The sequence below is a fragment of the Streptomyces sp. NPDC053048 genome (assembly GCF_044547045.1).
Lineage (GTDB): Bacteria > Actinomycetota > Actinomycetes > Streptomycetales > Streptomycetaceae > Streptomyces.
On sequence record NZ_JBITZS010000006.1, the window covers coordinates 348227 to 373197 of the forward strand.

Genomic DNA, 24971 nt, shown 5'->3' on the forward strand with positions numbered 1-24971 from the left:
CCATGCCCGCAGATCTCGCCGTCATCGGTCTCGGCCACCTCGGACTCCCCCTCGCCCAGGCCGCCACCGCCGCCGCCATCCCCACCGTCGGCTACGACACCGACCCCCGCACCGTCGCCGAGCTCCGGGCCGGCCGGGTGCCCGCCGATGTCTGCGACAGATCCCTGACCGCCGCCGGAATCCGCCGCATGCTCTCCGCCGGATTCCGCGCCACGACCGACCCCGCCGAGCTCGGCAGGGTCCGTACGGCCGTGATCTGCGCCCCCACCCGGCTGGGCGAGGACCGGGCCCTGGACCTGAGCGCCATCGACGAGGCGGCCCGCGTCCTGGCGGCCAGGCTGCGCCCGCGCACCACCGTGCTGCTGGAGTCGGCCGTCTACCCGGGCACCACCGAGGACTTCCTGCGCCCCGTCCTCGAGGCGGGCTCCGGGCTGCGCGCGGGCCACGACTTCCACCTCGCCTACTCCCCCAGCCGCCTCGACCCCGGCAACCGCCACTACGGCTACTCCAACACCCCCAAGGTCATCGGCGGCCTCACGCCCGCGTGCACGGAGGCGGCCGCCGCCTTCTACGGGCGCGTCTGCGAACGCGTCGTCCGCGCCCGCGGCCCCCGGGAGGCCGAGGCGGTCAAGGTCCTCGAGATCAACTACCGGCACGTCAACATCGCGCTCGCCAACGAGATGGCGGTCTTCTGCCACGACATCGGCGTGGACCTCTGGGACGTCGTGCGCTGCGCCGAGACCAAGCCGTTCGGCTTCCAGGCCTTCCGCCCGGGGCCCGGGGTGGGCGGCCACGGCGTGCCCATCGACCCCAACTACATCTCCTACAAGGGCCGCAGCCTCGGCTATCCGCTGCGCATGGTCGAGCTGGCGCAGGAGGTCAACGGCCGGATGCCGCGCTACGTCATCCAGCGCTGCGCCACGCTGCTCAACGAGCACGGCAAGTCGGCACGAGGCGCCCGCGTGCTGCTGCTGGGCGTCGGCTACAAGGCCGACGTGGGCGACCAGGAGGGATCGCCCGCCCGCGAGATCGCCTCCCGGCTGATGGAGATGGGCGCCCAGCTCACCTACCACGACCCGCACGTCCCGCAGTGGCGCGTCCTGGGCAAGCCCGTGCCGCGCGCCGACTGCCCCCTGGAGGCCGCGGCCGCCGCCGACCTGACGGTGCTTCTGCAGCACCACCGCTCGTACGACCTGCAGGGGCTCACGGTCAAGGCCCAGCTCCTGCTGGACACCCGGGGCGCGAGCCCCGCCGGAGCGGCCCACCGTCTCTAGGGCCGCGCCGGGAAGGACGTCCTACAGCCGCCCGGTCGACAGCATGCGCGGCTGGGCGTCCAGGACCGTGCGCAGCGCCGCGAAGTTCTCCACGCAGCGCCCGGTGCCGACGGCGACGCAGTCGAGGGGGTCGTCGGCGACGATGACGGGGATGTCGAGCTCCGTGCTCAGCCGCACGTCCAGGCCGCGCAGCAGCGCGCCGCCGCCGGTGAGGACGATGCCCCGGTCCATGATGTCGCCGGACAGCTCCGGCGGGGTCTCGTCGAGGGTCTGGCGCACGGCCATGACGATCGCGTCGACCGGCTCGGTCAGCGCGTGCCGGATCTCGTCGGCCGTCAGCTCGAGCGTCTTGGGCAGGCCGCTGACCTGGTCCCGGCCGCGGATCCGCAGACGGTCCCCGGGGCGCAGGCCCTGGGTCTCCTCCGGGTCGCCGCCCGCCCCCTCCGGGCCGCCGTCGCGCTCCAGCTGCTTGGTGAGGGCGGTGAGCCCGGACGGCGACCAGTAGCCGGTGGGCGAGGCCGAGCCGATGCTCATCTTGATTTCCTCGGCGGTGCGCTCGCCGATCGCGAGGGCGTACTCCTTCTTGATGTACGACATGATGGCCGCGTCCATCGCGTCGCCCGCCGTCCGCACCGAGCGCGCGGTGACGATGCCGCCCAGCGAGATCACGGCGACCTCGGTGGTACCGCCGCCGATGTCGACGACCATGCAGCCGGTCGGTTCGCTGACGGGCAGCCCCGCGCCGATCGCCGCCGCCATGGGCTCCTCGACCAGGTGCACCTGACGGGCCCCGGCGCCCGCGGCGGCCTCGATGACGGCCCGGCGCTCGACGCCGGTGATGCCGGAGGGGACGCACACCACGACGCGGGGGCGCGAGAAGCGGCGGTTGCCCATGACCTTCTTGATGAAGTGCCGCAGCATCCGCTCGGCGATCTCGAAGTCGGCTATGACGCCGTCCCGCAGCGGGCGGATGGCGACGATGTTGGAGGGAGTGCGGCCGATGGTCTCCTTCGCCTCGAAGCCGACCGACAGCACGCTGCCGTCCTCGGCGTTGACGGCGACGACCGACGGCTCGTTGACCACCACTCCCTTCCCCCGTACGTACACCAGCGTGTTCGCGGTGCCGAGGTCGATGCCCATGTCCCTGCCGCTGAACGACTTGCTTTGCGCCATAAGTCGCCAGTATTCCCTATGCTCGAACCTTTATACGGAGCTAACGGCATACGGAGCCAACGGCCTTGGCGGATCGGCGCGCAATAGCGCCGGCGGGCGCGGGAAACGGAAAGGGCCCGGACCGCCGAAGCGGTCCGGGCCCTCCTGACCGAAGGTCAGCGCTTGTCGTGCTGCGACGGAGCGACCGTCACCTCGACGCGCTGGAACTCCTTGAGGTCGCTGTAGCCGGTGGTGGCCATCGCACGGCGCAGGGCGCCGAACATGTTCATCGAGCCGTCCGGGGTGTGCGAGGGACCGGTGAGGATCTCCTCGGTGGAGCCGACCGTGCCCAGGTTCATGCGCTTGCCGCGCGGCACGTCCTCGTGGACGGCCTCCATGCCCCAGTGGAAGCCCCGGCCCGGCGCGTCGGTGGCGCGGGCGAGCGGGGAGCCCATCATGACGGCGTCGGCACCGCAGGCGATGGCCTTGGGCAGGTCGCCGGACCAGCCCACGCCGCCGTCGGCGATGACGTGCACGTAGCGGCCGCCGGACTCGTCCATGTAGTCGCGGCGGGCGGCGGCCACGTCGGCGACGGCGGTCGCCATCGGGACCTGGATGCCCAGGACGTTGCGGGTGGTGTGCGCGGCGCCGCCACCGAAGCCGACGAGGACACCGGCGGCGCCCGTACGCATCAGGTGCAGCGCGGCCGTGTAGGTGGCGCAGCCGCCGACGATGACCGGCACGTCGAGCTCGTAGATGAACTGCTTGAGGTTCAGCGGTTCGGCGGCTCCGGAGACGTGCTCGGCGGAGACGGTCGTCCCGCGGATCACGAAGATGTCCACGCCGGCGTCGACGACGGCCTTGGAGAACTGCGCGGTGCGCTGCGGGGAGAGCGCGGCGGCGGTCACGACACCGGAGTCGCGGACCTCCTTGATGCGCTGGCCGATCAGCTCTTCCTTGATCGGCTCGGCGTAGATCTCCTGGAGGCGCTTGGTCGCGGCGGTCTCGTCCAGCTCGGCGATCTCGGCGAGCAGCGGCTCCGGGTCCTCGTAGCGGGTCCACAGGCCCTCGAGGTTCAGGACGCCCAGGCCGCCCAGCTCGCCGATGCGGATGGCGGTCTCGGGCGAGACGACCGAGTCCATGGGGGCGGCCAGGAACGGCAGCTCGAAGCGGTAGGCGTCGATCTGCCAGGCGATCGAGACCTCCTTGGGGTCGCGGGTACGGCGACTCGGGACGACGGCGATGTCGTCGAACGCGTACGCCCGGCGGCCGCGCTTGCCGCGCCCGATCTCGATCTCAGTCACGTCTGTGGCCTTTCACTTTCCTTGGCGCTCCGTCTGCCGCATACCAGTATCCCCGACGCGGCGGAGCCCGCGGCCTGACGGCCACGGGCTCCAGGGGCGCTGTACGAAGCTCCGACTACTACCGGCGGGAGTAGTTGGGAGCCTCCACCGTCATCTGGATGTCGTGCGGGTGGCTCTCCTTGAGGCCCGCGGACGTGATCCGCACGAAGCGGCCCTTGTCCTTGAGCTCCTGGATGTCGGCCGACCCGACGTAGCCCATGGAGGCGCGCAGGCCGCCGATGAGCTGGTGGGCCACCGAGGAGAGCGGGCCGCGGTAGGGGACCTGGCCCTCGATGCCCTCGGGGACCAGCTTGTCCTCGGAGAGGACGTTGTCCTGGAAGTAGCGGTCCTTGGAGAAGGAGCGCGCCTGGCCGCGGGACTGCATGGCGCCCAGCGAGCCCATGCCGCGGTAGGACTTGAACTGCTTGCCGTTGATGAAGACCATCTCGCCCGGCGACTCCTCGCAGCCCGCGAGCAGCGAGCCGAGCATCACCGTGTCGGCACCGGCGGCGATCGCCTTGGCGATGTCGCCGGAGTACTGCAGGCCGCCGTCGCCGATGAGCGGGACGCCCGCGGCGTGGCAGGCCTGGGCGGCCTCGTAGATGGCGGTGACCTGCGGGACGCCGATGCCGGCGACGACGCGGGTGGTGCAGATCGAGCCGGGGCCGACGCCGACCTTGACGCCGTCCACGCCCGCGTCGATCAGCGCCTGGGCGCCGTCACGGGTGGCGACGTTGCCGCCGACGACGTCGACGCTGATGTTGGACTTGATCTTGGCGATCATGTCGAGGATGCCGCGGCTGTGGCCGTGGGCGCTGTCGACGACCAGGAAGTCCGCGCCGGCCTCGACGAGCGCCTGGGCCCGCTCGAAGGCCTCGCCGCCGACGCCCACCGCCGCGCCGACGACCAGGCGGCCCTCGGCGTCCTTGGCGGCGTTCGGGTACTTCTCGGCCTTGACGAAGTCCTTGACCGTGATGAGGCCCTTGAGCACGCCGGCGTCGTCCACCAGCGGCAGCTTCTCGATCTTGTGGCGGCGCAGCAGCTCGATGGCGTCCTCGCCCGAGATGCCGACCTTGCCCGTCACCAGCGGCATCGGGGTCATGACCTCGCGCACCGCACGGCTGCGGTCCATCTCGAAGGCCATGTCACGGTTGGTGACGATGCCCAGGAGCTTGCCCGCCGGGTCGGTGACCGGCACGCCGCTGATGCGGAACTTGGCGCACAGGGCGTCGGCCTCGGCCAGGGTGGCGTCCGGGCGGACGGTGATCGGGTCCGAGACCATGCCGGACTCGGAACGCTTGACCAGGTCGACCTGGTTGGCCTGGTCCTCGATGGAGAGGTTGCGGTGCAGCACGCCCGCGCCGCCCTGGCGGGCCATGGCGATGGCCATGCGCGCCTCGGTGACCTTGTCCATGGCGGCGGACAGCAGCGGGATGTTGACCCGCACGTTGCGCGAGACCCGGGAGGAGGTGTCCACGGCGTTCGGCAGGACCTCGGAGGCGCCCGGCAGCAGCAGGACGTCGTCGTATGTCAGACCGAGCATCGCGAATTTCCCGGGCATTCCGTCGACGTTGTCAGTCATGACACCTTCCCAAATGGTCTTGCCCCAGCGAGGACTCCCATGCTAACGGCCGTCACGCGTGTCCCATTCCACGATGACTGAGGCTCGCATCACTTGGAGATTCCTACGAACAGGGGCCCCCTTTGTGCCTTTCACTGCTCGGCGAGCGCCCTGAGCCTGCTGAGCGCCCGGTGCTGGGCCACCCGCACGGCGCCCGGCGACATGCCCAGCATCTGCCCCGTCTCCTCGGCCGTGAGCCCCACGGCGACCCGCAGCAGGACCAGCTCGCGCTGGTTCTCCGGCAGATTCGCCAGTAGCTTCTTGGCCCACTCGGCATCGCTGCTCAGCAGCGCCCGCTCCTCCGGCCCGAGCGAGTCGTCGGGCTGCTCCGGCATCTCGTCGGAGGGCACGGCGGTACTGCCCGGGTGACGCATGGCGGCCCGCTGCAGGTCGGCGACCTTGTGCGCGGCGATGGCCACGACGAAGGCCTCGAAGGGCCGGCCGGTGTCGCGGTAGCGCGGCAGGGCGCACAGCACCGCGAGGCAGACCTCCTGGGCGAGGTCGTCCACGAAGTGACGGGCGTCGCCCGGCAGCCGCGACAGCCGGGTGCGGCAGTAGCGCAGGGCGAGCGGGTGCACCAGGGCGAGCAGATCATGGGTGGCCCTGCGGTCGCCCTCGACCGCGCGGCTGACGAGGGCGCCGATCTCCCCCGGTCCGGCAGCCACGGGTGGCTCCGGGGTCTCGTCGTCGCGCATCGGTCCATGGTGCCTTGACGTCAAGCGATCCACGGCATCGCCTTCATCGTTGTGCGTCGAACCGTTACGCGTCGGTGTCCTCGCACTCACGTCTCGCGTCGCCCCCTTCCGGGTATACCCGCCCCGCGCCCACGACTCCACCGATAGCTTGAGCCCGTGCCGTGCGGCATCGGGCAGGGCCTGTCCGTCATGAGGTCTCTTCCGGCCGAGTGAGGAGCCTCGGCCTCCGCCGGGGAGGAGTCACACTCCAAGGATGCGGCATCCCTCGGAGTTTCGGAGTCGGACGCCTGTGACGGACGTGATCGCGCACCCGGCGCGCACGACCGCACACCCATGACGCGCGCGACCGGACACCCGTAACGGGTGGTCGCGCGCCCGCGACGGAGCATCGGCGGCCGATGCGATCGTGGCCGGCGTCATGAGGTCGCGGTGCGCACCACCTGTCCGAGTGACACGTACCGCGACCGCACGGCGCCCGGCGCCACGCCCGGCCTAACGGACCAGGCCCCAGCGGAATCCGAGCGCCACCGCGTGGGCCCGGTCCGAGGCACCCAGCTTCTTGAACAGGCGCCGGGCGTGGGTCTTGACCGTGTCCTCGGAGAGGAACAGCTCGCGGCCGATCTCGGCGTTGGACCGCCCGTGGCTCATGCCCTCGAGCACCTGGATCTCACGCGCGGTGAGGGTGGGCGCCGCGCCCATTTCCGCCGAGCGCAGCCGGCGCGGGGCGAGCCGCCAGGTCGGGTCGGCGAGGGCCTGGGTCACCGTGGCGCGCAGCTCGGCGCGCGAGGCGTCCTTGTGGAGGTAGCCGCGGGCCCCGGCGGCGACCGCGAGCGCGACCCCGTCCAGATCCTCGGCCACCGTGAGCATGATGATCCGGGCGCCCGGGTCGGCGGAGAGCAGCCGCCGGACCGTCTCCACACCGCCCAGTCCGGGCATGCGTACGTCCATGAGAATGAGGTCCGAACGATCGGCGCCCCAGCGGCGGAGGACTTCCTCGCCGTTGGCCGCCGTCGTCACGCGCTCGACGCCGGGCACGGTCGCCACCGCGCGACGGAGCGCTTCTCGGGCAAGCGGGGAGTCGTCGCAGACGAGGACGGATGTCATGGCCGCCCTCCGCAGCTGATGCGCGTCACCTTGAGCCTCCAGAGGCTGGTACTGATCGTCATCTGTGCGGTTGACGACGTCCGGGCACCTGCCACCGCCCGACTGCTTCACGCGTCAACCGTCTCCGCACTCTCAACGACGGTCACCCGAAAGAGTTACGGTCTCGGTCGGTCGTGTTCGGCACTCTACGTGAGGGCGCGGACACGGAGCAGGGCGCACAGAGGGCGCCCGACACATCGGCCAAGCTATGCCCCATTTGCCCACTCGGACCTGCTTTTCTTCCCATTTGCTGCCGTCTATGGCTAGATTCGCAATGAGTCATATTTTCATCTGCTCACACGGATCGCTTCACAGGTTCGCTGCGGCATCGCTTCGACATCGCTTCGATCAGATCGTCTCGAGGGGATAAGCAATGGCAGATTTCTCCCGCCTTCCCGGTCCCAACGCCGACCTGTGGGACTGGCAGCTCCTGGCGGCATGCCGAGGGGTCGACAGCTCGCTCTTCTTCCACCCCGAGGGCGAGCGGGGCGCGGCCCGCAGCGCCCGTGAGACCTCCGCCAAGGAGGTGTGCATGCGTTGCCCCGTGCGCGCGGAGTGCGCGGCGCACGCGCTGGCGGTACGGGAGCCCTACGGCGTCTGGGGCGGCCTCACCGAGGACGAACGCGAGGAACTCATGGGGCGCGCACGGCACCGGTCCATCACGGCGAGCGGCGCGGGCGCCGGCGCGATGACCGCCTGAACGAGCCCCCGGCGGCTCCACCCCCAGCGGTTCCGCCCGGCCACCGGCTCAGCGGCTCCCCGCCGCCGACAGCCGGTCCAGCATGGCCCCGACCGCCGGCACCCGTGCCAGGTCCGGCAGCGTCAGGGCCACGATCTCGCGCTGCACCACGGGCTCGACCGGGACGATCCGCGCCCCCTTGGGCCGTACCGACTCCAGCGCCAGCTCGGGCATCACGGCCACCCCGAGCCCGGCTCCGACCAGCCCGAAGACCGCCGGGTAGTCGTCCGTCGCGAAGTCGATCCGCGGCGTGAAGCCGGCGGACTCGCACACCTCGACCAGGTGCCGCCGGCAGCGCGGGCAGCCCGCGATCCACGGCTCCGACTCCAGCTCCGCGATCCCGATCCGCTCCGCGCCGGCGAGCCGGTGCCCCTCGGGCAGGACGCCGATGAGGCGGTCGGTCAGCAGGGGCCGGACGACCAGGTCGTCCCACTCCGCGCCGGCGGACGGGTCGGCGCCGCGCACATCGGGGTAGCGGAAGGCCAGCGCGATCTCGCAGTCGCCCTCGCGCAGCATCTCCACCGAGCGCGGAGGCTCCGCCTCCACCAGGGACACCTGTGTGCCGGGGTGCGCCGCCCGCATCTCCGCGAGCGCGGTCGGCACCAGCGTGGAGCTGCCGCTGGGGAACGACACCAGCCGCACCCGGCCGGCACGCAGCCCGGCGATGGCGGCGATCTCCTCCTCGGCGGCGGTCAGCCCGGCCAGGATCCCGGTCGCGTGCCGGACGAGGGCCGCGCCCGCCTCGGTCAGCCGCATCTCCCGGCCCGTACGGACCAGCAGCAGCGTGCCCGTCGACTGCTCGAGCGCCTTCATCTGCTGGCTGACGGCGGGCTGGGTGCACCCCAGCTCACGGGCCGCCGCGGAGAACGAACCGGTGCCGGCCACCGCGCGCAGCACCCTGAGATGACGTGCCTCGATCATGCCATCGAGCATAAGCCCACCTTGGGGGCGACCAAAAATGCCCGCATGCCGCTTTGAGAGATGGCCGCGCCATACCCCCTACGCTTGAGTTTCATGCACCTGATCTCCGTGAACACCGGCCGGCCCCGGACCGCCGACGACCGCTCCGGCCTCGGCGCCGCCTTCACCGGCGGCCTCGAGACCGGCATCGACAAGCGCCCGGTGAGCGGCCCGGTCGCGGTGGCCGCGCCCGGCCCCACGGGCACGGCGGGCAGCGGGGTCGCCGGGGACGCGGTGGTGAACCTGCGCCACCACGGCGGGGACCACAAGGCGGTGTACGCGTTCGCGCGTGAGGACCTCGACGACTGGGAGCGCGAGCTGGGCCGGGTACTGCCGAACGGTTCGTTCGGCGAGAACCTCACCACCGGCGGCATCGACGTCAACGGCGCGCGCATCGGCGAGCGTTGGCGCATAGGTACGGATCTGGTGCTGGAGGTCGCCTCGCCGCGCGTCCCCTGCCGCACCTTCGCCGACTGGCTGGGCGAGAACGGCTGGATGCGGCGGTTCACCCAGCGGGCCGCACCCGGCGCCTACCTGCGCGTCGTCGAGCCGGGCGTGATCCGCGCGGGCGACCCCGTCACCGTCGTCCACCGCCCCGCGCACCAGGTGACCGTCTCCTTCGTCTTCCGGGCGATGACGACCGAGCGGGACCTGCTGACCGAGGTGCCGGCCGCCGGGGACGCGCTCGATCCGAAGGTCCTGGCGAAGGCGCTGGCCCACAGCGAGCGTCAGGTGGCGGCCGCGGAGAGCCGGTAGGGGCCGCGAGAGGGACCGGAAGGCCGTCACGGGGTCGCGCCGAGCACTAACGTTCCCGTATGACGACTGCACTGATCACGGGGGCCACGGCGGGCATCGGCGCGGCCTTCGCCCGACGGCTCGCGGCCGACGGCCACAACCTGGTGCTCGTGGCCCGCGACGAGAAGCGGCTGAACGAGCAGGCGACCGAGCTCCACGACCGTCACGGGGTCGAGGCGGAGGTGCTGCGCGCGGACCTCTCCGAGGACGCGGGCATCGCGGCGGTCGAGGCCCGGCTCTCGGATCGCAAGAATCCCGTCGACCTGCTGGTCAACAACGCCGGGTTCGCCAACAAGGGCCGCTACCTCGAGGTCCCGATGGCCGACGAGCTGACGATGCTCAAGGTGCACTGCGAGGCCGTGCTGCGGCTGACCTCGGCCGCGACGGCGAGCATGCGGGAGCGCAGACGCGGCGGGGTGGTCAATGTCGCGTCGGTCGCGGCCTTCGTACCGCGCGGTACGTACGGGGCGAGCAAGGCGTGGGTGGTGCAGTTCACCCAGGGTGCGGCGCGTGATCTGGCGGGCAGCGGGGTGCGGCTGATGGCGCTGTGCCCCGGCTTCGTACGGACCGAGTTCCACCAGCGGGCCGGGATGGGCGTGGACAACGTGCCCGGCTGGATGTGGCTGGACGCGGACAAGCTGGTGGAGGCCGCGCTGAAGGACCTGGCGCGCGGCAAGTCCCTGTCCATCCCCGACCCCCGGTACAAGGCCCTGACCGGCCTGATGAAGCTGGCCCCGCGCCGGGCGGTGTCGCGGGCGGGGGCGACGACGGGCCGCAGGTACGGCCCGAACTGACGGAACACCGGCCTCTCGGGTGACAGACACAGGCAGGACATACAGGACTAGCCTGGAAATATCACCCGGGAGGCCGCCATGACTTTCGTGCAAGTAATCGACTGCAAGACGCGTCGGTACGACGACATGAACCGGCTCATGGACGACTGGGTCGCCGCCACCGAGGGCAAGCGCACCGCCACCCACTCCATCGTCGGCCGGGACCACACGGACAGCGAGCACTACGTCGAGATCATCGAGTTCCCCTCCTACGCCAAGGCGATGGAGAACTCCAACCTTCCGGAGACCAACCGGATCTTCGAGGAGATGGTCGCGCTCTGCGACGGCATGCCGACCTTCACCGACCTCGACGTGCTCCGCGACGAGCAGCTGAACAAGGCGACGGCCCGCCGCTTCTACGAGGAGGTGGCCGTCGGCGGCAATCTGGACCTCGTCGACGAGCTCTTCACCGCCGACTACCGCGACCACGACGTCGGCAAGGAGGAGCTGACCACGACCGGCTCCGATGTCATCAAGCAGGACGTCACCGGCTGGCGCGACGCGTTCGACTTCGACTTCGAGCTCGAGAGCGAGCTGGCCGAGGGCGACCAGGTCTGCGTCCGCTGGACCTGGCGGGGCACCCACCGGGGCGACTTCATGGGCCTGCAGCCCACGGGTCAGCAGGTCGAGATGACGGGCACGACGGTCTGGCGCTTCGAGGACGGCAGGATCTGCGAGGGCTGGTGGACCTACGACATGCTGCGGCTGCTGCGCGAGCTGGGCGCGGTGCGGTTGTAGCGGCGGGCCCGCAGCCGGCACGCCTGCGCACCGGCGCGCCCGTGAACGGGACCGGCCCGGCCCCCCCGCGATGGGGAGACCGGGCCGGACCACTACGAGCGGTGCGCGCGAGGCGCGACGCGTCAGTGCGCGTGGCCGTGACCGTGGCCGTGACCGGCCTCGGCGGGCTCCTCTTCCTTCTTCTCGACGACCAGGGTCTCGGTCGTGAGCAGCAGGGAGGCGATGGACGCGGCGTTCTCCAGCGCGGAGCGGGTGACCTTGACCGGGTCGATGACGCCGGCCTTCACCAGGTCGCCGTACTCGCCGGTCGCGGCGTTGAAGCCCTGGCCCTTGTCGAGCTCCGCCACCTTGGAGGTGATGACGTAGCCCTCGAGGCCGGCGTTCTCGGCGATCCAGCGCAGCGGCTCGACGGCGGCGCGGCGGACGACGGCGACACCGGTGGCCTCGTCACCCTCCTTGCCCAGGCCGCCGTCCAGCACCTTGACGGCGTGGACGAGGGCGGAGCCACCACCGGAGACGATGCCCTCCTCGACCGCGGCACGGGTCGCGGAGATGGCGTCCTCCAGACGGTGCTTCTTCTCCTTGAGCTCGACCTCGGTGGCCGCACCCACACGGATGACGCAGACGCCACCGGCGAGCTTGGCGAGGCGCTCCTGGAGCTTCTCGCGGTCCCAGTCGGAGTCGGTGGTCTCGATCTCGGCCTTGATCTGGGCGACGCGGCCCTCGACGTCGCCGGCGTTGCCGCCGCCGTCGACGATGGTGGTGTCGTCCTTGGTGATCGTCACGCGGCGGGCGGAGCCCAGCACGTCCAGACCGGCCTGGTCGAGCTTGAGGCCGACCTCCTCGGCGATGACGGTGGCACCGGTGAGGGTGGCCATGTCGCCCAGCATCGCCTTGCGGCGGTCACCGAAGCCCGGGGCCTTGACGGCCACGGCGTTGAAGGTGCCACGGATCTTGTTGACGACGAGGGTGGAGAGCGCCTCGCCCTCGACGTCCTCGGCGATGATCAGCAGCGGCTTGGAGCCACCGCCCTGGATGATCTTCTCCAGCAGGGGCAGCAGGTCCTGGATGGAGGAGATCTTGCCCTGGTGGATCAGGATGTACGGGTCGTCGAGGACGGCCTCCATACGCTCCTGGTCGGTGACCATGTACGGCGAGAGGTAACCCTTGTCGAAGGCCATGCCCTCGGTGAAGTCCAGCTCCAGGCCGAAGGTGTTGGACTCCTCGACGGTGATGACGCCGTCCTTGCCGACCTTGTCCATCGCCTCGGCGATGAGCTCGCCGACCTGCTTGTCCTGCGCGGAGAGCGCGGCCACGGCGGCGATGTCGGACTTGTCCTCGATCGGGCGGGCGGTCGCCAGCAGCTCGTCGGAGACGGCCTTGACGGCGGCGTCGATGCCCTTCTTCAGGGCGGCCGGGGAGGCGCCGGCGGCGACGTTGCGCAGACCCTCGCGGACCAGCGCCTGGGCCAGGACGGTGGCGGTGGTGGTGCCGTCACCCGCGATGTCGTTGGTCTTGGTCGCCACCTCCTTGACGAGCTGGGCACCCAGGTTCTCGTACGCGTCGTCGAGCTCGACCTCGCGCGCGATGGTGACACCGTCGTTGGTGATGGTGGGGGCGCCGAACTTCTTGTCGATGACGACGTTGCGGCCCTTGGGGCCGATCGTCACCTTCACGGTGTCGGCAAGCTTGTTGACGCCGCGCTCGAGGGCGCGACGGGCGTCCTCGTCGAACTTCAGGGTCTTGGCCATGGGTTACGTATCCTTCGCCGTATCTCAAACGAACTGCGCCCCCGGTGCCCGGCTAGCAGGCACGGGTACCAGGGGCGCAGATCAAAAGCTTCGAAAGCTCGAAGGCCGCAGGGCCTTCGGCCTCGGGCTCAAAAGCCTGGGGTGAATTACTTCTCGATGACCGCGAGGACGTCGCGGGCCGAGAGGACGAGGTACTCGTCGCCGTTGTACTTCACCTCGGTGCCGCCGTACTTGCTGTAGAGCACGACGTCGCCGACCTGCACGTCGAGCGGCAGGCGCTCGCCGTTCTCGAAGCGGCCCGGACCCACGGCCAGGACAACGCCCTCCTGGGGCTTCTCCTTGGCGGTGTCCGGAATGACCAGGCCGGAGGCCGTGGTCTGCTCGGCGTCGAGCGGCTGGACCACGATGCGGTCCTCGAGCGGCTTGATGGCAACCTTGGAGCTGGCGGTCGTCACGATCCGACCTCCCCCTTCGGAGATCTCACGGGGTTAACTGTCTGAGGTGGCGACCAGGTGGATCCGTCGTCGCGGGTGCCGGACCTGCCCGTCGCTGCGTTTGGCACTCGCCAGTGGAGAGTGCCAACGACGCCGAGACTATGACGCGGTTAGCACTCGGTCAAGCGGAGTGCCAATTCGCCGTGCGGCGAGCTTTGGCTACCCCACACGCGGGGGACCTACTCCTGACCTGCCGCCGGCCTGCCGCAGGGCCCTTCCGGGCCGGCTGTTCCTAGAGGTAATCCTCCAGCCGGGCGACCGTGTAGCCCTGCCGCTGGACGCTGCGCAGCATGTTGGTGACCATCTTGGCCATGGAGGTGCCCTTGAGCTCCCCCGGACCGCGGAAATGAGCCAGGACGATCTCTCCGGGGCGCAGCGTGTCGCCCTGCGCGTAGCGCATGTCGTTGATCTGCATCGTGGCCTCCCAGAGCACCACCGCGCGCACTCCGCAGCTTCCGGCGGCGGCGAGGGTGGCGTCGTTGTAGTTGCCGTACGGCGGCCGGAAGAGGGTGGGCCGGGCGCCGAAACGCTTCTCCAGGGCGTCCTGCTGCCCGCATATCTCGCGCTTCTGCGCCTCGGGGGACAGGGTGCGCAGGTTGGGGTGGGCGAGGGTGTGGTTGTGGACGCCGTTGCCGAGGGCGCGGAGCCGGTCGAAGTAGCCGTAGCCGCGGCCGGCGCGGGCGATGTCGTCGGTGAGGAACATCGTGAACGGCAGCTTCAGCTCCTCGGCCATCCGCACGAACTCCGGGTCCTTCTCGGCCCCGTCGTCGATGGTGATGAAGACGACCTTGTCGCTGGTGGGTATCCGCCGCACCACCGGCGGAAGGCCGCCACCGGTGGCACCCGCCACGGGCTTCTTCGCCGGCGGGGCGGGCGGCGGCGCGAGGGGCTTGTCCAGACCCCAGCGGCGGTAGGCGTCGTCGGGCTCGGAGGACGCGTTCGGGGACGCGACGGCCGTACCGGCACCCTTGCGGGGCTTGTCCCCTCCGCCGGAGGACGAGGCTCCGGAGGACGAGCCGGACGAGCACCCGGCGAGGACGCCGGTCAGCAGCAGGGCGGCGGAGGCGAGGACGGCGGCGCGGCGGCGACCGGAAACAGACTGGCTCACCCGGACGATTGTTGTGCATGCGTTCGGGCCCGGTGCGGGGGCCTGCGTGGGTGGCCCGCGAGAGAGAATGAGACACGTGCCCGCACCGAATCCCGCCGCCACCGACGCCTTCACCGCCCTGCTCACCGAGGAGGGCCGCGCCCTCCTCGAGCAGCTGCGCGCCTACGACCCCGCGCAGGAGCTCGCCACGGCGACCCGGCTGCGCCGCGACCACCCCGCCGAGCTGGTGTCGGCGGCTCTGGGCCAGGCGCGGTTGCGGCAGCGGGCGGTGGCGAAGTTCGGCGCGGAGGACGCGTACCGGATGTTCTTCACGCCCAACGGCGTGGAACAGGCCACACGCGCCGTCGTCGCGGCCTACCGCGCCCGGCGCTTCGAGGCACTGGGCGTGCGCCGGGTCGCCGACCTGTGCTGCGGCATCGGCGGCGACGCGATCGCGCTGGCGCGCGTCGGCATCGCGGTACTCGCCGTCGACCGCGACCCGCTGACGTGCGAGGTCGTCCGCGCCAACGCGGAAGCGCTGGGCCTGGCCGACCTGATCGAGGTGCGCCACGCGGACGTCACGGAGGTCGACACCTCCTCGTACGACGCGGTCTTCGTCGACCCGGCGCGGCGCGGCGGGCGTGGCCGGATCTTCGACCCCGAGGCCTACTCTCCCCCGCTCTCCTGGGCAATCGAGGCGGCGCGCACGGCCCCGCACGCGGCACTGAAGATCGCGCCCGGCGTGCCGCACGAGGCGATCCCCGAGGACGCCGAGGCCGAGTGGATCTCGGACGGCGGTGACGTGAAGGAGGCCGTGCTGTGGTTCGGCACGCGGCCGGGTGCCCGGCGGGCGACCCTGCTTCCGGGCGGCGCGTCCCTGGTCGGTCGCGACCTGCCGGATCCGGCCGTGCGGCCGGTGGGCCGGTACCTGTACGAGCCGGACGGCGCGGTCATCCGGGCGCACCTGGTGGCGGAGGTCGCCGAGGAGCTGGGGGGCGACGCCGGGCTGATCGACGAGACGATCGCGTACGTGACGAGCGACGAGCTGCGGGATTCCGCGTATGCGGCGGCGTACGAGATCACGGATGTGCTGCCGTTCAACCTGAAGCGGTTGAAGGCGATCGTGCGGGAGCGGGAGATCGGCGTCGCCGTCATCAAGAAGCGGGGCTCGGCGGTGGAGCCGGAGGAACTGCGCAAGAAGCTCAAGCTCGCGGGCGCGAATTCGTGTGTGATCGTGCTGACGCGGGTGGCGGGCGCGCCGGCCATGCTGCTGGGCCGGCCGGCGCGATCTGCCGGGTGAGGGGTGACGGTCAGAGGTCCTTGAAGGGCGGGATGATCCGCGTGATGACGATCGACCGATCTCGTGGGGAAACGAGAAAGAAGAAGAAGCCGCCTGCGGTCCTCATCTCCCGCAAGCCACCGGGCTGCCGATCCTGTCTGTACCCGATGTGATCGAGGTCGGCGCCCATACTCGCCAGCTCGGCAAGCTCTCCCGCAAGCCGCTCGACCACAGCCACTACAGCAGCCGGTATGCCACCCGCGACGTGCTCTTCGTCCGGGTTGTACTCCCAGCCCCAGGCATCGCTCAACGCTTTCCCAGCCCAATCGCCTCACACGCGTCGTCGAGGATGCGGCCGAGCTCGGAGACCGCCGCCCGCCTTTGATCCCGGTCCTCGCTTTCGACCGCCAAGATTTCCAGCTCCCGAAACCTGGCTGCGACCAGTGGCTGACGCTGAATCTGTACGTGAATCGACCAGCTCGTGGTGAAGCGCCACACAGGGCCGAAGTCCGCTTCCTGACGCGCCTGATCCACAGCCTCGTCCAACTGATCAGCAAAGGCGGGAAGAGCGGACGGGGTGATCCGAGCGACAGCTTGCCGCAACGCAGCCACCGTCGCAGGCGGCTGCGGGATCAGGGGCCGCTCAGGAACATCGGCAGTCATAGGTTCTCCCATGGACGGAATTCTGTTCCGCGCGCTCACCGTACCGGGCCCAAACAAGCACTCGACCACCCGAACGGGGAGCCGGTGAAGCGGTCTTGACCGCTCCGCCTACGAGTACAGATTGTCCTTGCTCAGCTCGTGGAAGTGGTCGTGGTCATGGGAATGCCCATGGTCGTGCCCCGGCACGTGCGTGTCCGTCACCGGCAGCGACGAGTCCGCCGACAGGTCCCAGGACGACGCCGCGCGGCCCCGGGCCACCATTTCGGCGCCCAGTGCCGCCACCATCGCGCCGTTGTCCGTGCACAGCTTGGGGCGCGGGACGCGCAGCGTGATGCCCGCGTCCTCGCAGCGGCGTTCGGCCATCGCGCGCAGGCGGGTGTTGGCCGCCACGCCGCCGCCGATCATCAGGTGGTCCACGCCGTGGTCCTTGCAGGCGCGCACCGCCTTTCGGGTGAGGACGTCGACGACCGCCTCCTGGAAGGAGGCCGCCACGTCCGCCACCGGCACGTTCTCGCCGGCCGCGCGCTTGGACTCGATCCAGCGGGCCACTGCGGTCTTCAGGCCGGAGAAGGAGAAGTCGTATATCGGGTCGCGGGGGCCCGTCAGGCCGCGCGGGAAGCGGATGGCGTCCGGGTCGCCCTCGCGGGCGTAGCGGTCGATGACCGGGCCGCCGGGGAAGCCCAGGTTCAGCACGCGGGCGATCTTGTCGAAGGCCTCGCCCGCCGCGTCGTCGATGGTCGAGCCGAGGGGGCGCACGTCGGCGGTGATGTCGGGCGCGAGGAGCAGGGAGGAGTGGCCACCGCTCACCAGCAGGGCCATCGTCGGCTCCGGCAGGGCGCCGTGCTCGAGCTGGTCGACGCAGATGTGCGAGGCGAGGTGGTTCACGCCGTAGAGCGGCTTGCCCAGGGCGTAGGCGTAGGCCTTGGCCGCCGAGACGCCGACGAGCAGGGCGCCCGCCAGGCCGGGGCCGGCCGTCACCGCGATGCCGTCGAGGTCCTTCGCGCTCACCCCGGCTTCCTTCAGGGCGCGCTGGATCGTCGGCACCATGGCCTCCAGGTGCGCCCGGCTGGCGACCTCCGGGACCACGCCGCCGAAGCGCGCGTGCTCGTCGACGCTGGAGGCGACCGCGTCGGCGAGCAGCGTGTGGCCGCGGACGATGCCGACGCCGGTCTCGTCGCACGAGGTCTCGATGCCGAGGACGAGGGGTTCGTCAGCCTTGCGAGCCATGGGTCATTCCTTGCACTGCGAAGTTCGGATCGGTCAGACGCATCACGAGCGCGTCGACGTTGCCGGGCTGGTAGTAGCCGCGGCGGACGCCGACCGGCTCGAAGCCGAAGCGCTCGTACAGGCGCTGGGCGCGGGTGTTGTCGACGCGCACCTCGAGCAGGACCTCGCGGCAGTCGAAGGCGGTCGCGGTCGTGAGGAGTTCGGTGAGCAGGCGGGCGCCCAGGCCCGTGCTCCAGTGGTCCTGGGCGACGGCGATGGTCTGCACGTCGCCCGTGCCGTCGATGGCGGCCAGGCCCGCGTAGCCGACGATGCGGGCGGAGCCGTTGTCGTCGTCCTCGCCCGCCGGGCCCGTCCCGCCCGTCTCGGCGACGACGTACCGGCGGTTGGCGTTCGCCCCGCGCGCGTGCGCCAGCTCGGACCAGAACAGGCCCTTGGACCACGCGTCGTGCGGGAAGAGGATGCGCTCGAGCTCGAGCACCGGCCCGATGTCCCACCAGCGCATCTCGCGGATGCGTACCGCCGCCGCGGCTGTCCCGGTCACTGCGGCGTGACCACCTTGTAGTTGGCCGGCACCTGCGCATCCGGGCGGCGCAGGTACAGCGGCTGGTCCGGCAGGAACTCCCCGCCGGTGCGCAGCTTCTCGACGGCGAGCGCGGCCAGCGCGCCCGCCGACTGGTGCTGCGGCAGGTCGGCCCGTACGTCGCTGAAGGCGTCCTGGTAGAGCACGGCGCCGGCGCCAACGGCGGTCAGGCCGGCGAGGGGCTCGGTGAGCTCGGCGGGGCGGTCGACGGCGGGCTCGGTGACGCGGGTCCGGGCGTCGGCGTACCGCGCCCAGTACACCTCCTTGCGGCGGGCGTCCGTCGCGACGACGAATTCGCCCTCCAGGCCCGCCCGGCCGGCCGCGTAGGCGATGCCGTCGAGCGTGCACAGGCTGTGGACGGGCACGGACAGCGCGGCGGCGAAGGTCGCGGCGGTGACGATGCCGACGCGCAGGCCGGTGTACGGACCCGGGCCGACGCCCACGACGATGCCGGTCACGGCGTCCAGCGTGCGGCCTGCCTCGGCCAGCACCCGGTCCACGGCGGGCAGCAGCAGCTCCCCGTGCCGGCGTGCGTCCACCTGACTCGACTCGGCGACGACGGACTCGCCGTCGTGGAGGGCGACGGTGACAGCGGGGGTGGCGGTATCCAGAGCGAGCAGCAGCACGTGACAAGCCTACGGCGCGCCATGGGGCGTCCGGTGCGCGCATTGGCCTTCGCCGGGGGCGCGGCGGGGTCGCGCCCGGGTGCTACGGTCAGCCGCAAAGCCGTGCGAGCGGCCGTACGAGCGGGAAGCACCACTGGTGACGGGCCCGCACGGCGGGCTCGTACGGACCGGTACGCGGGAACGAAACCAGCACGGGAACGAAAGGTGCGCACCGTGGCACGCAGCAGCTCGGGGGCGATCGTGGCCGTGCTCACGGCGGCGGCACTGGGCGGAGTCGGCTTCCTCGCCTTCCAGGCGGAGGCCGCGCCCGACCGCCCCGCGAGCGCGCACGCCGCGGCCGCGGCCGGCAAGGACAAGGGCGAGCAGGGCCAGGACGCGGGCAAGGGCGGCGGAGCGGCCGGCCAGGACCAGGCCAAGGCCGCGAACGCCGTCCCGGAGAACTCCGGCACCGGCCTGCGCGTCGTCTACGCGCTCGGCCAGAAGCGGGTGTGGCTGGTCGGCTCGGACAACAAGGCCACCCGGACGTACGAGGTGGCACCCAGCACGGTGAACCCGCCGCCCGGCTCCTACGCGGTGACCTCCCGCGACCCGCAGGTCGTGGGCTCGGACGGCATTCCGATCGAGCACGTGGTGCGCTTCCACAAGGACACGGCCGGGGTGGTCTTCGGCTTCAGCGCGGCCGTCGACGGCTCGTCGCCGAAGCTGGACCCGACGAAGAAGACGGGCGGCATCCGGGCGCAGCCGGCGGACGGCCGGGCGATGTGGGAGTTCGCGGTGAACAACACCAAGGTGGTCGTCGTTCCGTAAGGGCGGGGTTCCGTAAGGGCGGGCGGTCAGGACGGGCATGCCGTAAGGCGGGCGTGCGGACCCTGGCCGCGTCCTCCGTTCGGGCTAAGACGCGCCGGCCGCGCCGCCGCTACGGCGCCCGCGTCACGCCGCGTCGCGCTCCTCCGCGCGCTCGTCCCCGTTCCCGCGGCGCCCCCGTGCGGCGTCAGCCGCAGGCGGCGCCTTCGGCGGGGTGGAGACCGCGTCGGCCGCGGCGCAGGCCGCGAGGAGGTCGCGCATCGACAGGGGCCGGGGCCGCTCCTCGGAGCGGTCCGCCGCGGGGGCGGGCTCTCGGTCCGTCATGAATGCCTCCTGGGCAGCTCGGGCCGGGGGAGCAGGTTAGGCAGACCTAACCACGTCTCCGTTCTCCATGTGACCACGCCCGGCGCCACGCGCGCAACATCTTGCCGACGCCTTGTCGGAATCTGTCGGAAACTACAGCGGCGCCTGTGCCCTGCCCCGGCCGCTCGACCGGCCCGGCGGCCGTCAGCGCAGGACGTCGAGGTCCACGCCCGCCCAGCGCTCGCCGATGCCGGTGACGGTCACGCTGCGCACGTCGTCCGTGTCGTCGGCCGGGGCGTCCGCGCCCACCGCCCGTTCGATGACCACGCGCAGGCGGTCCTCCGACAGGTCCTCGACCTTGCCGTCGCCCCACTCCACGACGACGACCGACTCCGGCAGCGAGACGTCCAGGTCCAGGTCCTCCATCTCGTCCAGCCCACCGGACAGCCGGTAGGCGTCGACGTGGACCAGGGCCGGGCCGTCCACCAGTGACGGGTGCACGCGGGCGATGACGAAGGTCGGCGACGTCACGGCGCCGCGCACGCCGAGGCCCTCGCCGAGCCCGCGGGTCATCGTCGTCTTGCCGGCGCCCAGCTCGCCGGAGAGCAGCACCAGGTCGCCCGGCCGCAGCAGCGCGGCCAGCCTGCGGCCCAACTCCCGCATGTCGTCGGCGGACTTCACGGTGAGCTGCGTGGCCGCTGTCGCGGCGGTGTCGTGCGGGACGTTCATATCCGTCGATGGTACGGGGCCGGGTGCCTCCGGCGGCAATGTCGCTATTCCGGTGCGGCCCGGCGGTCGGTTCGCGCCCACCTGTTCCGGCCGGCGGAAGGACTGCCCGCGAACCGGCCTGCTACCGCGCCGAGGAGCTCCGTCAGCCGCTCGGACACCAGCTCCGAGCGCTCCATCATCACCAGGTGTCCCGCCCCCGGCACGATCACCAGGTCCGCGTCCGGCAGGGCACTGGCGATGACCTCACTGTGCCCGCTCGGGATGACCAGGTCCTTGTCGCCCGCGAGGACGAGCACCGGCCGGTCGCCGAAGGCGCCGAGCGCCGCCAGCTTGTCGTGCGCGTCGAACGCCGGATAGAACTCGGCGACCACGTCCACCGGCGTCGCCTCGATCAGCCGCTCGGCGAACCGTGCCACCGCCGGATCGACATCCCGCGACCCGAACGAATAGCGCTTGATGATTGCGCCGATGAATTCGGCGGTCGCCCGGCGGCCCTTCTCGACCAGCTCCGTGCGGTCCGCCATCAGCCGGAACGCGCCCGGCAGCACCGCCCGGCGCACCAGGTTCATCCCGGCGGCCGGCAGCCCGTACGTCACCTCCGAGAGCAGGCCCGAGGACGTGCCGATGAACGCCGCCCCGACCACGCGCTCGGCGATCAGGGCGGGGAACTGGTCGGCCAGCGCCATCGTCGTCATGCCGCCCATCGAGTGCCCCACCAGCACCAGCGGCCCCTCGGGGGCGGCGGCGTCGATGACGGCCTTGAGGTCGCGGCCCAGCAGGTCGATGCTGACCGGTTCCCGCCCGTCGCGCTGCGCCTTGCCGCGGGCCGAGCGGCCGTGGCTGCGCTGGTCCCAGTAGACGGTGCGGACGACCCCGCGCAGCGCGGCGCGCTGGAAGTGCCAGGAGTCCTGGGCCAGGCAGTAGCCGTGGCTGAAGACGACGGTGACGGCGGGCGCGGGGCGGCGCCCGAAGAACCGGGGGCGCCCCTCCCGCGCGGGCCTGCCGGCCCCGTCGGCGCCTTCGTCCGGCCCGCCGTCGACCTCGTCCACCTCGTAGTAGAGCTCGGTGCCGTCCTCGGCGACGGCGGTCCCGGGTGTGCCGCGCAGCGTCCCGTACGGGCCCGCCGCGTCCAGCGCGAGCCGGGCCTTGCGGCGCATGCCGCGCCCGACGGTCAGCCGTTCCACGGCGACGCCGACCGCGGCTCCGGCGGCGACGATCCCGACGGCGGCTCCCGCGAGGCCCGCCCCGCGCCGCCAGGCGGCGGCTCCGATCCCCGTGACCCCCGCGGCCGCCGTGACGCCCGCGGCGGCCGTGCTCACTGTGCCCGCGCTGTCGCCGCCCTCGCTCATCTCACTCCCCCGTGTCGCCGCTCTCGGTGCCCTCCTCCGGGACCTCCCCGGTATAGACGCGGGGCACGCGCGCGGAGATGCGGGTGACCACTTCGTAGGCGATGGTTCCGGTCGCCCGCGCCCAGTCCTCGGCGGTCGGTTCGCCCCGGTCGCCCGGACCGAACAGCACCGCCTCGTCGCCCGCACGGGCGGTGTCGCCGCCCAGATCGACCACGAACTGGTCCATCGCGACCCGGCCCGCCGCCGTGCGCCACTTGCCTCCCACCAGCACCGGACCGGTGCCGGAGGCCGCACGCGGGATGCCGTCGGCGTAGCCGACCGGAACCAGCGCCAGGGTGGTCTCGCCGGGGGTCGTGTAGAGATGGCCGTAAGAGACCCCGTGCCCACCCGGCACCCGCTTGACGGACGCCAGGGACGCGGTGAGCGTCATGACCGGCTTGAGGCCGAAGTCCTCGGGGAGGCCGATCTCCGGGCTCGGCGATATGCCGTAGATCGCCAGGCCGGTCCGTACCAGGTCGAAGTGGGTCTCCGGCAGGGTGAGGGTGGCCGGGGAGTTGGCCAGGTGCCGCACCTCGGGGGTCAGCCCCTGACGCTCGGCGTAGGAGACGGCGTCCTTGAAGACGTCGATCTGCGCCCGGATGGAGGGGTGCCCCGGCTCGTCCGCGCACGCGAGGTGCGACCACACACCGGTGACCTTGATCAGCCCATCCCGCTCGGCGTTGCACGCGGCCGCGACCAGCTTCTCCCAGTCGGCGGGCTGGCAGCCGTTGCGGCCCAGACCCGTGTCGATCTTCAGCTGGACGCGGGCGGGACGGCCCGCCGCACGCACGGCCGCCGTCAGCTCCTCCAGGGCCCACAGGCCGGAGACGGACACGTCGATGCCGGCCTCGACGGCCTCCCGCCACGGCCCGCCGGGCGTCCACAGCCAGCACATCAGCCGGCCCGTGTCGCCCGCCGCGCGCAGCGCCAGCGCCTCCTGCGGAGTGGCGGTACCCAGCCACTCCGCTCCGGCCTGCCGGGCCGCCCGCGCGCAGGGCACCGCCCCGTGCCCGTACGCGTCCGCCTTGACGACGGCCATCAGCTGCGCCCGGGGGGCGCGAGCCCGCAGAGCACGTACGTTGGCCCGCAGGGCGGCCAGGTCGACCACGGCACGGGCGCGCATCGGTGTCTCACTCATCCCCGCCAGTGTCTCAGGCCAGGGCCGGGGACGGGGCAGCCGGTGTGTCACGGCACCCGCCGCCCCCGGTGGCCGCGGCCCGCGCGCCTGCGGGAGGCTGACCCCATGAGGACCGCCCACAGCGTGGAGACCGTACGTACCGCCGAGCAGGAACTCATGGCCGTCCTGCCGCCCGGCACCCTGATGCAGCGGGCCGCCGCCGGCCTCGCCGCGGCCTGCGCCGACCTGCTCGGCCGCCGCGTCTACGGGGCCCGGATCGCCCTCCTCGTCGGCAGCGGCGACAACGGCGGCGACGCCCTGTACGCCGGCGCCCGCCTCGCCCGGCGCGGCGCGGGCGTCACCGCGGTGCTGCTCAGCCCCGACCGGGCGCACCCCGGCGGGCTGCGGGCCCTGCGCGCGGCCGGCGGCCGGGCGGTGCCCGCCCCGGACGGCGTACGGGCCGTCGAACGCGCCGACCTCGTCGTGGACGGCATCGTCGGCATCGGCGGCAAGGGCGGGCTGCGCCCGGACGCCGAGGCGCTGGTGCGCGCCGCCGACGGAGCGCTGGTCGTCGCCGTCGACCTGCCGAGCGGCGTCGACGCCGACAGCGGCGAGGTGCGGGGCGCGGCGGTGCGCGCGGACGCGACGGTGACGTTCGGCGCGTACAAGCCGGGTCTGCTGATCGACCCGGCGCGCGAGTACGCCGGCGCGCTGCGGCTCGTCGACATCGGGCTCGGGCCCCACCTGCCCGCCGTCCCCGGCGTGCAGGCCCTCCAGCACGCGGACGTGGCCGACGTGCTGCCCTCCCCGGCCGCCGAGAGCGACAAGTACCGCCGGGGCGTCGTCGGCATCGTGGCCGGCTCGGCCCGCTACCCGGGCGCGGCGGTGCTCGCCGTGGCGGGCGCGCTGAGCGGCGGCGCCGGCGCGGTGCGCTATGTCGGGCCCGCCGTGGACGCGGTGATCGCCCGCTTCCCGGAGACGCTCGTGACGGCCGGCCCGCCGGGCAAGGCGGGGCGGGTGCAGGCCTGGGTGGTGGGTCCTGGCCTGGGCGACGGCGCCGACGCCCGGCAGGCCCTGGAGGACGTGCTGGCCTCCGACGTACCGGTGCTGGTGGACGCGGACGGCTTGCGCCTGCTGGACACCGAGGCGCTGCGCACCCGGCGGGCGGAGACGGTGATCACGCCCCACGCGGGGGAGGCGGCGGTGCTGCTGGGCGTCTCGCGGGAGGAGGTCGAGGCGTCCCGCCTCACCTCGGTGCGCGCGCTGGCGGCCCGCTACGGCGTGACGGCCCTGCTCAAGGGCTCGACCACGCTGGTGGCCGACGCCGACGGCTCCCCCGTGCGCGTCAACCCGACGGGCACCCCTTGGCTGGCCACGGCCGGCAGCGGCGACGTCCTGTCGGGCCTGACCGGCTCCCTCCTGGCAGCCGGCCTCCCGAGCCGGGAGGCCGCCTCGGCGGGGGCCTATCTGCACGGGCTGGCGGCCCGCCGGTTGGGCGAGGCCCCGCTGACGGCCCTGGAGGTGGCCGGTGCGCTGCGGGGGGTTTGGCGGGAGGTGTGGGGGCAGTAGCCCAACGGTCGCCGGTGCGCGGTCCGTTGGCGTTCTCCCCCGACCTGCCGGGAGTACCGTT

General features: G+C 72.3%; 26 protein-coding genes. 8 read left to right on the plus strand and 18 right to left on the minus strand.

Annotated features, from left to right (window positions below):
• The first annotated feature begins 2 nt into the window (after positions 1-2).
• The gene (locus ACIG36_RS18185) at positions 3-1274 is read left to right on the plus strand and encodes a nucleotide sugar dehydrogenase (protein ID WP_399928405.1); all 1272 of its coding nucleotides are present in this window, start codon (positions 3-5) and stop codon (positions 1272-1274) included.
• Between the two features lie 21 nt (positions 1275-1295).
• On the opposite strand, the gene ACIG36_RS18190 is transcribed toward ACIG36_RS18185, so the two are convergent.
• From ACIG36_RS18190 to ACIG36_RS18210, 5 genes are all read right to left on the minus strand, one after another.
• Entirely contained in the window at positions 1296-2447 is a 1152-nt protein-coding gene (locus tag ACIG36_RS18190; RefSeq protein WP_399928407.1) for a rod shape-determining protein, read from the minus strand.
• Between the two features lie 155 nt (positions 2448-2602).
• On the minus strand, positions 2603-3730 hold the full coding sequence (locus ACIG36_RS18195) for a GuaB3 family IMP dehydrogenase-related protein (protein WP_168093463.1): 1128 nt from the start codon (positions 3728-3730) through the stop codon (positions 2603-2605).
• A gap of 118 nt (positions 3731-3848) precedes the next feature.
• On the minus strand, positions 3849-5351 hold the full coding sequence (gene guaB, locus ACIG36_RS18200; protein WP_399928410.1) for an IMP dehydrogenase: 1503 nt from the start codon (positions 5349-5351) through the stop codon (positions 3849-3851).
• A 131-nt stretch (positions 5352-5482) separates the two neighbouring features.
• The gene (locus ACIG36_RS18205) at positions 5483-6085 is read right to left on the minus strand and encodes a sigma-70 family RNA polymerase sigma factor (protein ID WP_086567115.1); all 603 of its coding nucleotides are present in this window, start codon (positions 6083-6085) and stop codon (positions 5483-5485) included.
• Between the two features lie 492 nt (positions 6086-6577).
• Positions 6578-7189 (minus strand): response regulator transcription factor, encoded by a 612-nt coding sequence (locus ACIG36_RS18210; RefSeq protein WP_003948568.1) that lies wholly within the window; start codon positions 7187-7189, stop codon positions 6578-6580.
• 412 nt (positions 7190-7601) lie between these two features.
• On the opposite strand from ACIG36_RS18210, the gene ACIG36_RS18215 reads away from it, so the two are divergent.
• Entirely contained in the window at positions 7602-7928 is a 327-nt protein-coding gene (locus ACIG36_RS18215) for a WhiB family transcriptional regulator (protein WP_099199465.1), read from the plus strand.
• Between the two features lie 48 nt (positions 7929-7976).
• On the opposite strand, the gene ACIG36_RS18220 is transcribed toward ACIG36_RS18215, so the two are convergent.
• Positions 7977-8888: a LysR family transcriptional regulator gene (locus tag ACIG36_RS18220; RefSeq protein WP_399928414.1), complete on the minus strand. Its 912-nt coding sequence runs from the start codon at positions 8886-8888 to the stop codon at positions 7977-7979.
• 93 nt (positions 8889-8981) lie between these two features.
• Here ACIG36_RS18220 and ACIG36_RS18225 point away from each other — a divergent pair, with 93 nt between their 5' ends.
• The 3 genes from ACIG36_RS18225 to ACIG36_RS18235 all read left to right on the plus strand — a co-directional run bounded on the left by ACIG36_RS18225 (position 8982) and on the right by ACIG36_RS18235 (position 11293).
• Positions 8982-9683: an MOSC domain-containing protein gene (locus ACIG36_RS18225; protein ID WP_399928417.1), complete on the plus strand. Its 702-nt coding sequence runs from the start codon at positions 8982-8984 to the stop codon at positions 9681-9683.
• Between the two features lie 59 nt (positions 9684-9742).
• Positions 9743-10516: an SDR family NAD(P)-dependent oxidoreductase gene (locus ACIG36_RS18230; protein ID WP_399928420.1), complete on the plus strand. Its 774-nt coding sequence runs from the start codon at positions 9743-9745 to the stop codon at positions 10514-10516.
• A gap of 78 nt (positions 10517-10594) precedes the next feature.
• Positions 10595-11293, plus strand: a complete 699-nt coding sequence (locus ACIG36_RS18235) for an ester cyclase (protein WP_399928422.1) — start codon at positions 10595-10597, stop codon at positions 11291-11293.
• 122 nt (positions 11294-11415) lie between these two features.
• On the opposite strand, the gene groL is transcribed toward ACIG36_RS18235, so the two are convergent.
• From groL to ACIG36_RS18250, 3 genes are all read right to left on the minus strand, one after another.
• Entirely contained in the window at positions 11416-13044 is a 1629-nt protein-coding gene (gene groL / locus ACIG36_RS18240) for a chaperonin GroEL (protein WP_399928425.1), read from the minus strand.
• Positions 13045-13190: 146 nt separating this feature from the next.
• Positions 13191-13499 (minus strand): co-chaperone GroES, encoded by a 309-nt coding sequence (gene groES, locus ACIG36_RS18245; protein WP_399928426.1) that lies wholly within the window; start codon positions 13497-13499, stop codon positions 13191-13193.
• A gap of 271 nt (positions 13500-13770) precedes the next feature.
• Positions 13771-14646 (minus strand): polysaccharide deacetylase family protein, encoded by an 876-nt coding sequence (locus ACIG36_RS18250; RefSeq protein ID WP_399928429.1) that lies wholly within the window; start codon positions 14644-14646, stop codon positions 13771-13773.
• Between the two features lie 76 nt (positions 14647-14722).
• Here ACIG36_RS18250 and ACIG36_RS18255 point away from each other — a divergent pair, with 76 nt between their 5' ends.
• Positions 14723-15925 (plus strand): methyltransferase domain-containing protein, encoded by a 1203-nt coding sequence (locus ACIG36_RS18255; protein ID WP_399928431.1) that lies wholly within the window; start codon positions 14723-14725, stop codon positions 15923-15925.
• A gap of 10 nt (positions 15926-15935) precedes the next feature.
• Here ACIG36_RS18255 and ACIG36_RS18260 read toward each other — a convergent pair whose 3' ends face one another.
• The 5 genes from ACIG36_RS18260 to tsaB form a co-directional block, all read right to left on the minus strand.
• The gene (locus ACIG36_RS18260; protein ID WP_399928434.1) at positions 15936-16214 is read right to left on the minus strand and encodes a hypothetical protein; all 279 of its coding nucleotides are present in this window, start codon (positions 16212-16214) and stop codon (positions 15936-15938) included.
• On the minus strand, positions 16211-16567 hold the full coding sequence (locus tag ACIG36_RS18265; RefSeq protein WP_399928436.1) for a hypothetical protein: 357 nt from the start codon (positions 16565-16567) through the stop codon (positions 16211-16213). The genes ACIG36_RS18260 and ACIG36_RS18265 overlap by 4 nt, the downstream gene beginning before the upstream one ends.
• 108 nt (positions 16568-16675) lie before the next feature.
• Entirely contained in the window at positions 16676-17794 is a 1119-nt protein-coding gene (gene tsaD / locus ACIG36_RS18270; protein ID WP_399928439.1) for a tRNA (adenosine(37)-N6)-threonylcarbamoyltransferase complex transferase subunit TsaD, read from the minus strand.
• Entirely contained in the window at positions 17778-18296 is a 519-nt protein-coding gene (gene rimI, locus ACIG36_RS18275; protein WP_399928950.1) for a ribosomal protein S18-alanine N-acetyltransferase, read from the minus strand. Before rimI ends, tsaD begins: the two co-directional genes overlap by 17 nt.
• Before the next feature lie 35 nt (positions 18297-18331).
• On the minus strand, positions 18332-19000 hold the full coding sequence (tsaB, locus tag ACIG36_RS18280; RefSeq protein ID WP_399928442.1) for a tRNA (adenosine(37)-N6)-threonylcarbamoyltransferase complex dimerization subunit type 1 TsaB: 669 nt from the start codon (positions 18998-19000) through the stop codon (positions 18332-18334).
• A 213-nt stretch (positions 19001-19213) separates the two neighbouring features.
• Here tsaB and ACIG36_RS18285 point away from each other — a divergent pair, with 213 nt between their 5' ends.
• The gene (locus tag ACIG36_RS18285; protein ID WP_399928445.1) at positions 19214-19807 is read left to right on the plus strand and encodes a hypothetical protein; all 594 of its coding nucleotides are present in this window, start codon (positions 19214-19216) and stop codon (positions 19805-19807) included.
• 123 nt (positions 19808-19930) lie between these two features.
• Here the strand turns inward: ACIG36_RS18285 and ACIG36_RS18290 are convergent, their stop codons facing one another.
• The 4 genes from ACIG36_RS18290 to alr form a co-directional block, all read right to left on the minus strand.
• Positions 19931-20128 carry a hypothetical protein gene (locus ACIG36_RS18290; protein ID WP_399928448.1) on the minus strand — a complete coding sequence of 66 codons (198 nt, stop codon included), beginning with the start codon at positions 20126-20128 and terminating at the stop codon, positions 19931-19933.
• A gap of 183 nt (positions 20129-20311) precedes the next feature.
• Positions 20312-20836: a tRNA (adenosine(37)-N6)-threonylcarbamoyltransferase complex ATPase subunit type 1 TsaE gene (gene tsaE, locus ACIG36_RS18295; protein WP_399928451.1), complete on the minus strand. Its 525-nt coding sequence runs from the start codon at positions 20834-20836 to the stop codon at positions 20312-20314.
• Between the two features lie 44 nt (positions 20837-20880).
• Complete coding sequence (locus ACIG36_RS18300; protein ID WP_399928454.1) at positions 20881-22185, minus strand: alpha/beta fold hydrolase; 1305 nt, start codon at positions 22183-22185, stop codon at positions 20881-20883.
• Position 22186: 1 nt separating this feature from the next.
• Entirely contained in the window at positions 22187-23362 is a 1176-nt protein-coding gene (gene alr, locus ACIG36_RS18305) for an alanine racemase (RefSeq protein ID WP_399928456.1), read from the minus strand.
• Positions 23363-23467: 105 nt separating this feature from the next.
• Between alr and ACIG36_RS18310 the strand changes: the two genes are divergently transcribed.
• A complete protein-coding gene (locus ACIG36_RS18310) occupies positions 23468-24910 on the plus strand; it encodes an NAD(P)H-hydrate dehydratase (RefSeq protein WP_399928459.1) in 1443 nt (480 codons plus the stop codon).
• Positions 24911-24971: the final 61 nt, after the last annotated feature.

What these genes read in the sequence shown, in the direction of transcription:
- ACIG36_RS18185 (WP_399928405.1), top strand. Translation starts at nt 3, where the DNA reads ATGCCCGCAGATCTCGCCGTCATCGGTCTCGGCCACCTCGGACTCCCC.
- ACIG36_RS18190 (WP_399928407.1), bottom strand. Translation starts at nt 2,447, where the DNA reads ATGGCGCAAAGCAAGTCGTTCAGCGGCAGGGACATGGGCATCGACCTC.
- guaB (WP_399928410.1), bottom strand. Translation starts at nt 5,351, where the DNA reads ATGACTGACAACGTCGACGGAATGCCCGGGAAATTCGCGATGCTCGGT.
- ACIG36_RS18205 (WP_086567115.1), bottom strand. Translation starts at nt 6,085, where the DNA reads ATGCGCGACGACGAGACCCCGGAGCCACCCGTGGCTGCCGGACCGGGG.
- ACIG36_RS18210 (WP_003948568.1), bottom strand. Translation starts at nt 7,189, where the DNA reads ATGACATCCGTCCTCGTCTGCGACGACTCCCCGCTTGCCCGAGAAGCG.
- ACIG36_RS18215 (WP_099199465.1), top strand. Translation starts at nt 7,602, where the DNA reads ATGGCAGATTTCTCCCGCCTTCCCGGTCCCAACGCCGACCTGTGGGAC.
- ACIG36_RS18220 (WP_399928414.1), bottom strand. Translation starts at nt 8,888, where the DNA reads ATGATCGAGGCACGTCATCTCAGGGTGCTGCGCGCGGTGGCCGGCACC.
- ACIG36_RS18225 (WP_399928417.1), top strand. Translation starts at nt 8,982, where the DNA reads ATGCACCTGATCTCCGTGAACACCGGCCGGCCCCGGACCGCCGACGAC.
- ACIG36_RS18230 (WP_399928420.1), top strand. Translation starts at nt 9,743, where the DNA reads ATGACGACTGCACTGATCACGGGGGCCACGGCGGGCATCGGCGCGGCC.
- ACIG36_RS18235 (WP_399928422.1), top strand. Translation starts at nt 10,595, where the DNA reads ATGACTTTCGTGCAAGTAATCGACTGCAAGACGCGTCGGTACGACGAC.
- groL (WP_399928425.1), bottom strand. Translation starts at nt 13,044, where the DNA reads ATGGCCAAGACCCTGAAGTTCGACGAGGACGCCCGTCGCGCCCTCGAG.
- ACIG36_RS18265 (WP_399928436.1), bottom strand. Translation starts at nt 16,567, where the DNA reads ATGACTGCCGATGTTCCTGAGCGGCCCCTGATCCCGCAGCCGCCTGCG.
- tsaD (WP_399928439.1), bottom strand. Translation starts at nt 17,794, where the DNA reads ATGGCTCGCAAGGCTGACGAACCCCTCGTCCTCGGCATCGAGACCTCG.
- rimI (WP_399928950.1), bottom strand. Translation starts at nt 18,296, where the DNA reads ATGCGCTGGTGGGACATCGGGCCGGTGCTCGAGCTCGAGCGCATCCTC.
- ACIG36_RS18290 (WP_399928448.1), bottom strand. Translation starts at nt 20,128, where the DNA reads ATGACGGACCGAGAGCCCGCCCCCGCGGCGGACCGCTCCGAGGAGCGG.
- tsaE (WP_399928451.1), bottom strand. Translation starts at nt 20,836, where the DNA reads ATGAACGTCCCGCACGACACCGCCGCGACAGCGGCCACGCAGCTCACC.
- ACIG36_RS18300 (WP_399928454.1), bottom strand. Translation starts at nt 22,185, where the DNA reads ATGAGCGAGGGCGGCGACAGCGCGGGCACAGTGAGCACGGCCGCCGCG.
- alr (WP_399928456.1), bottom strand. Translation starts at nt 23,362, where the DNA reads ATGAGTGAGACACCGATGCGCGCCCGTGCCGTGGTCGACCTGGCCGCC.
- ACIG36_RS18310 (WP_399928459.1), top strand. Translation starts at nt 23,468, where the DNA reads ATGAGGACCGCCCACAGCGTGGAGACCGTACGTACCGCCGAGCAGGAA.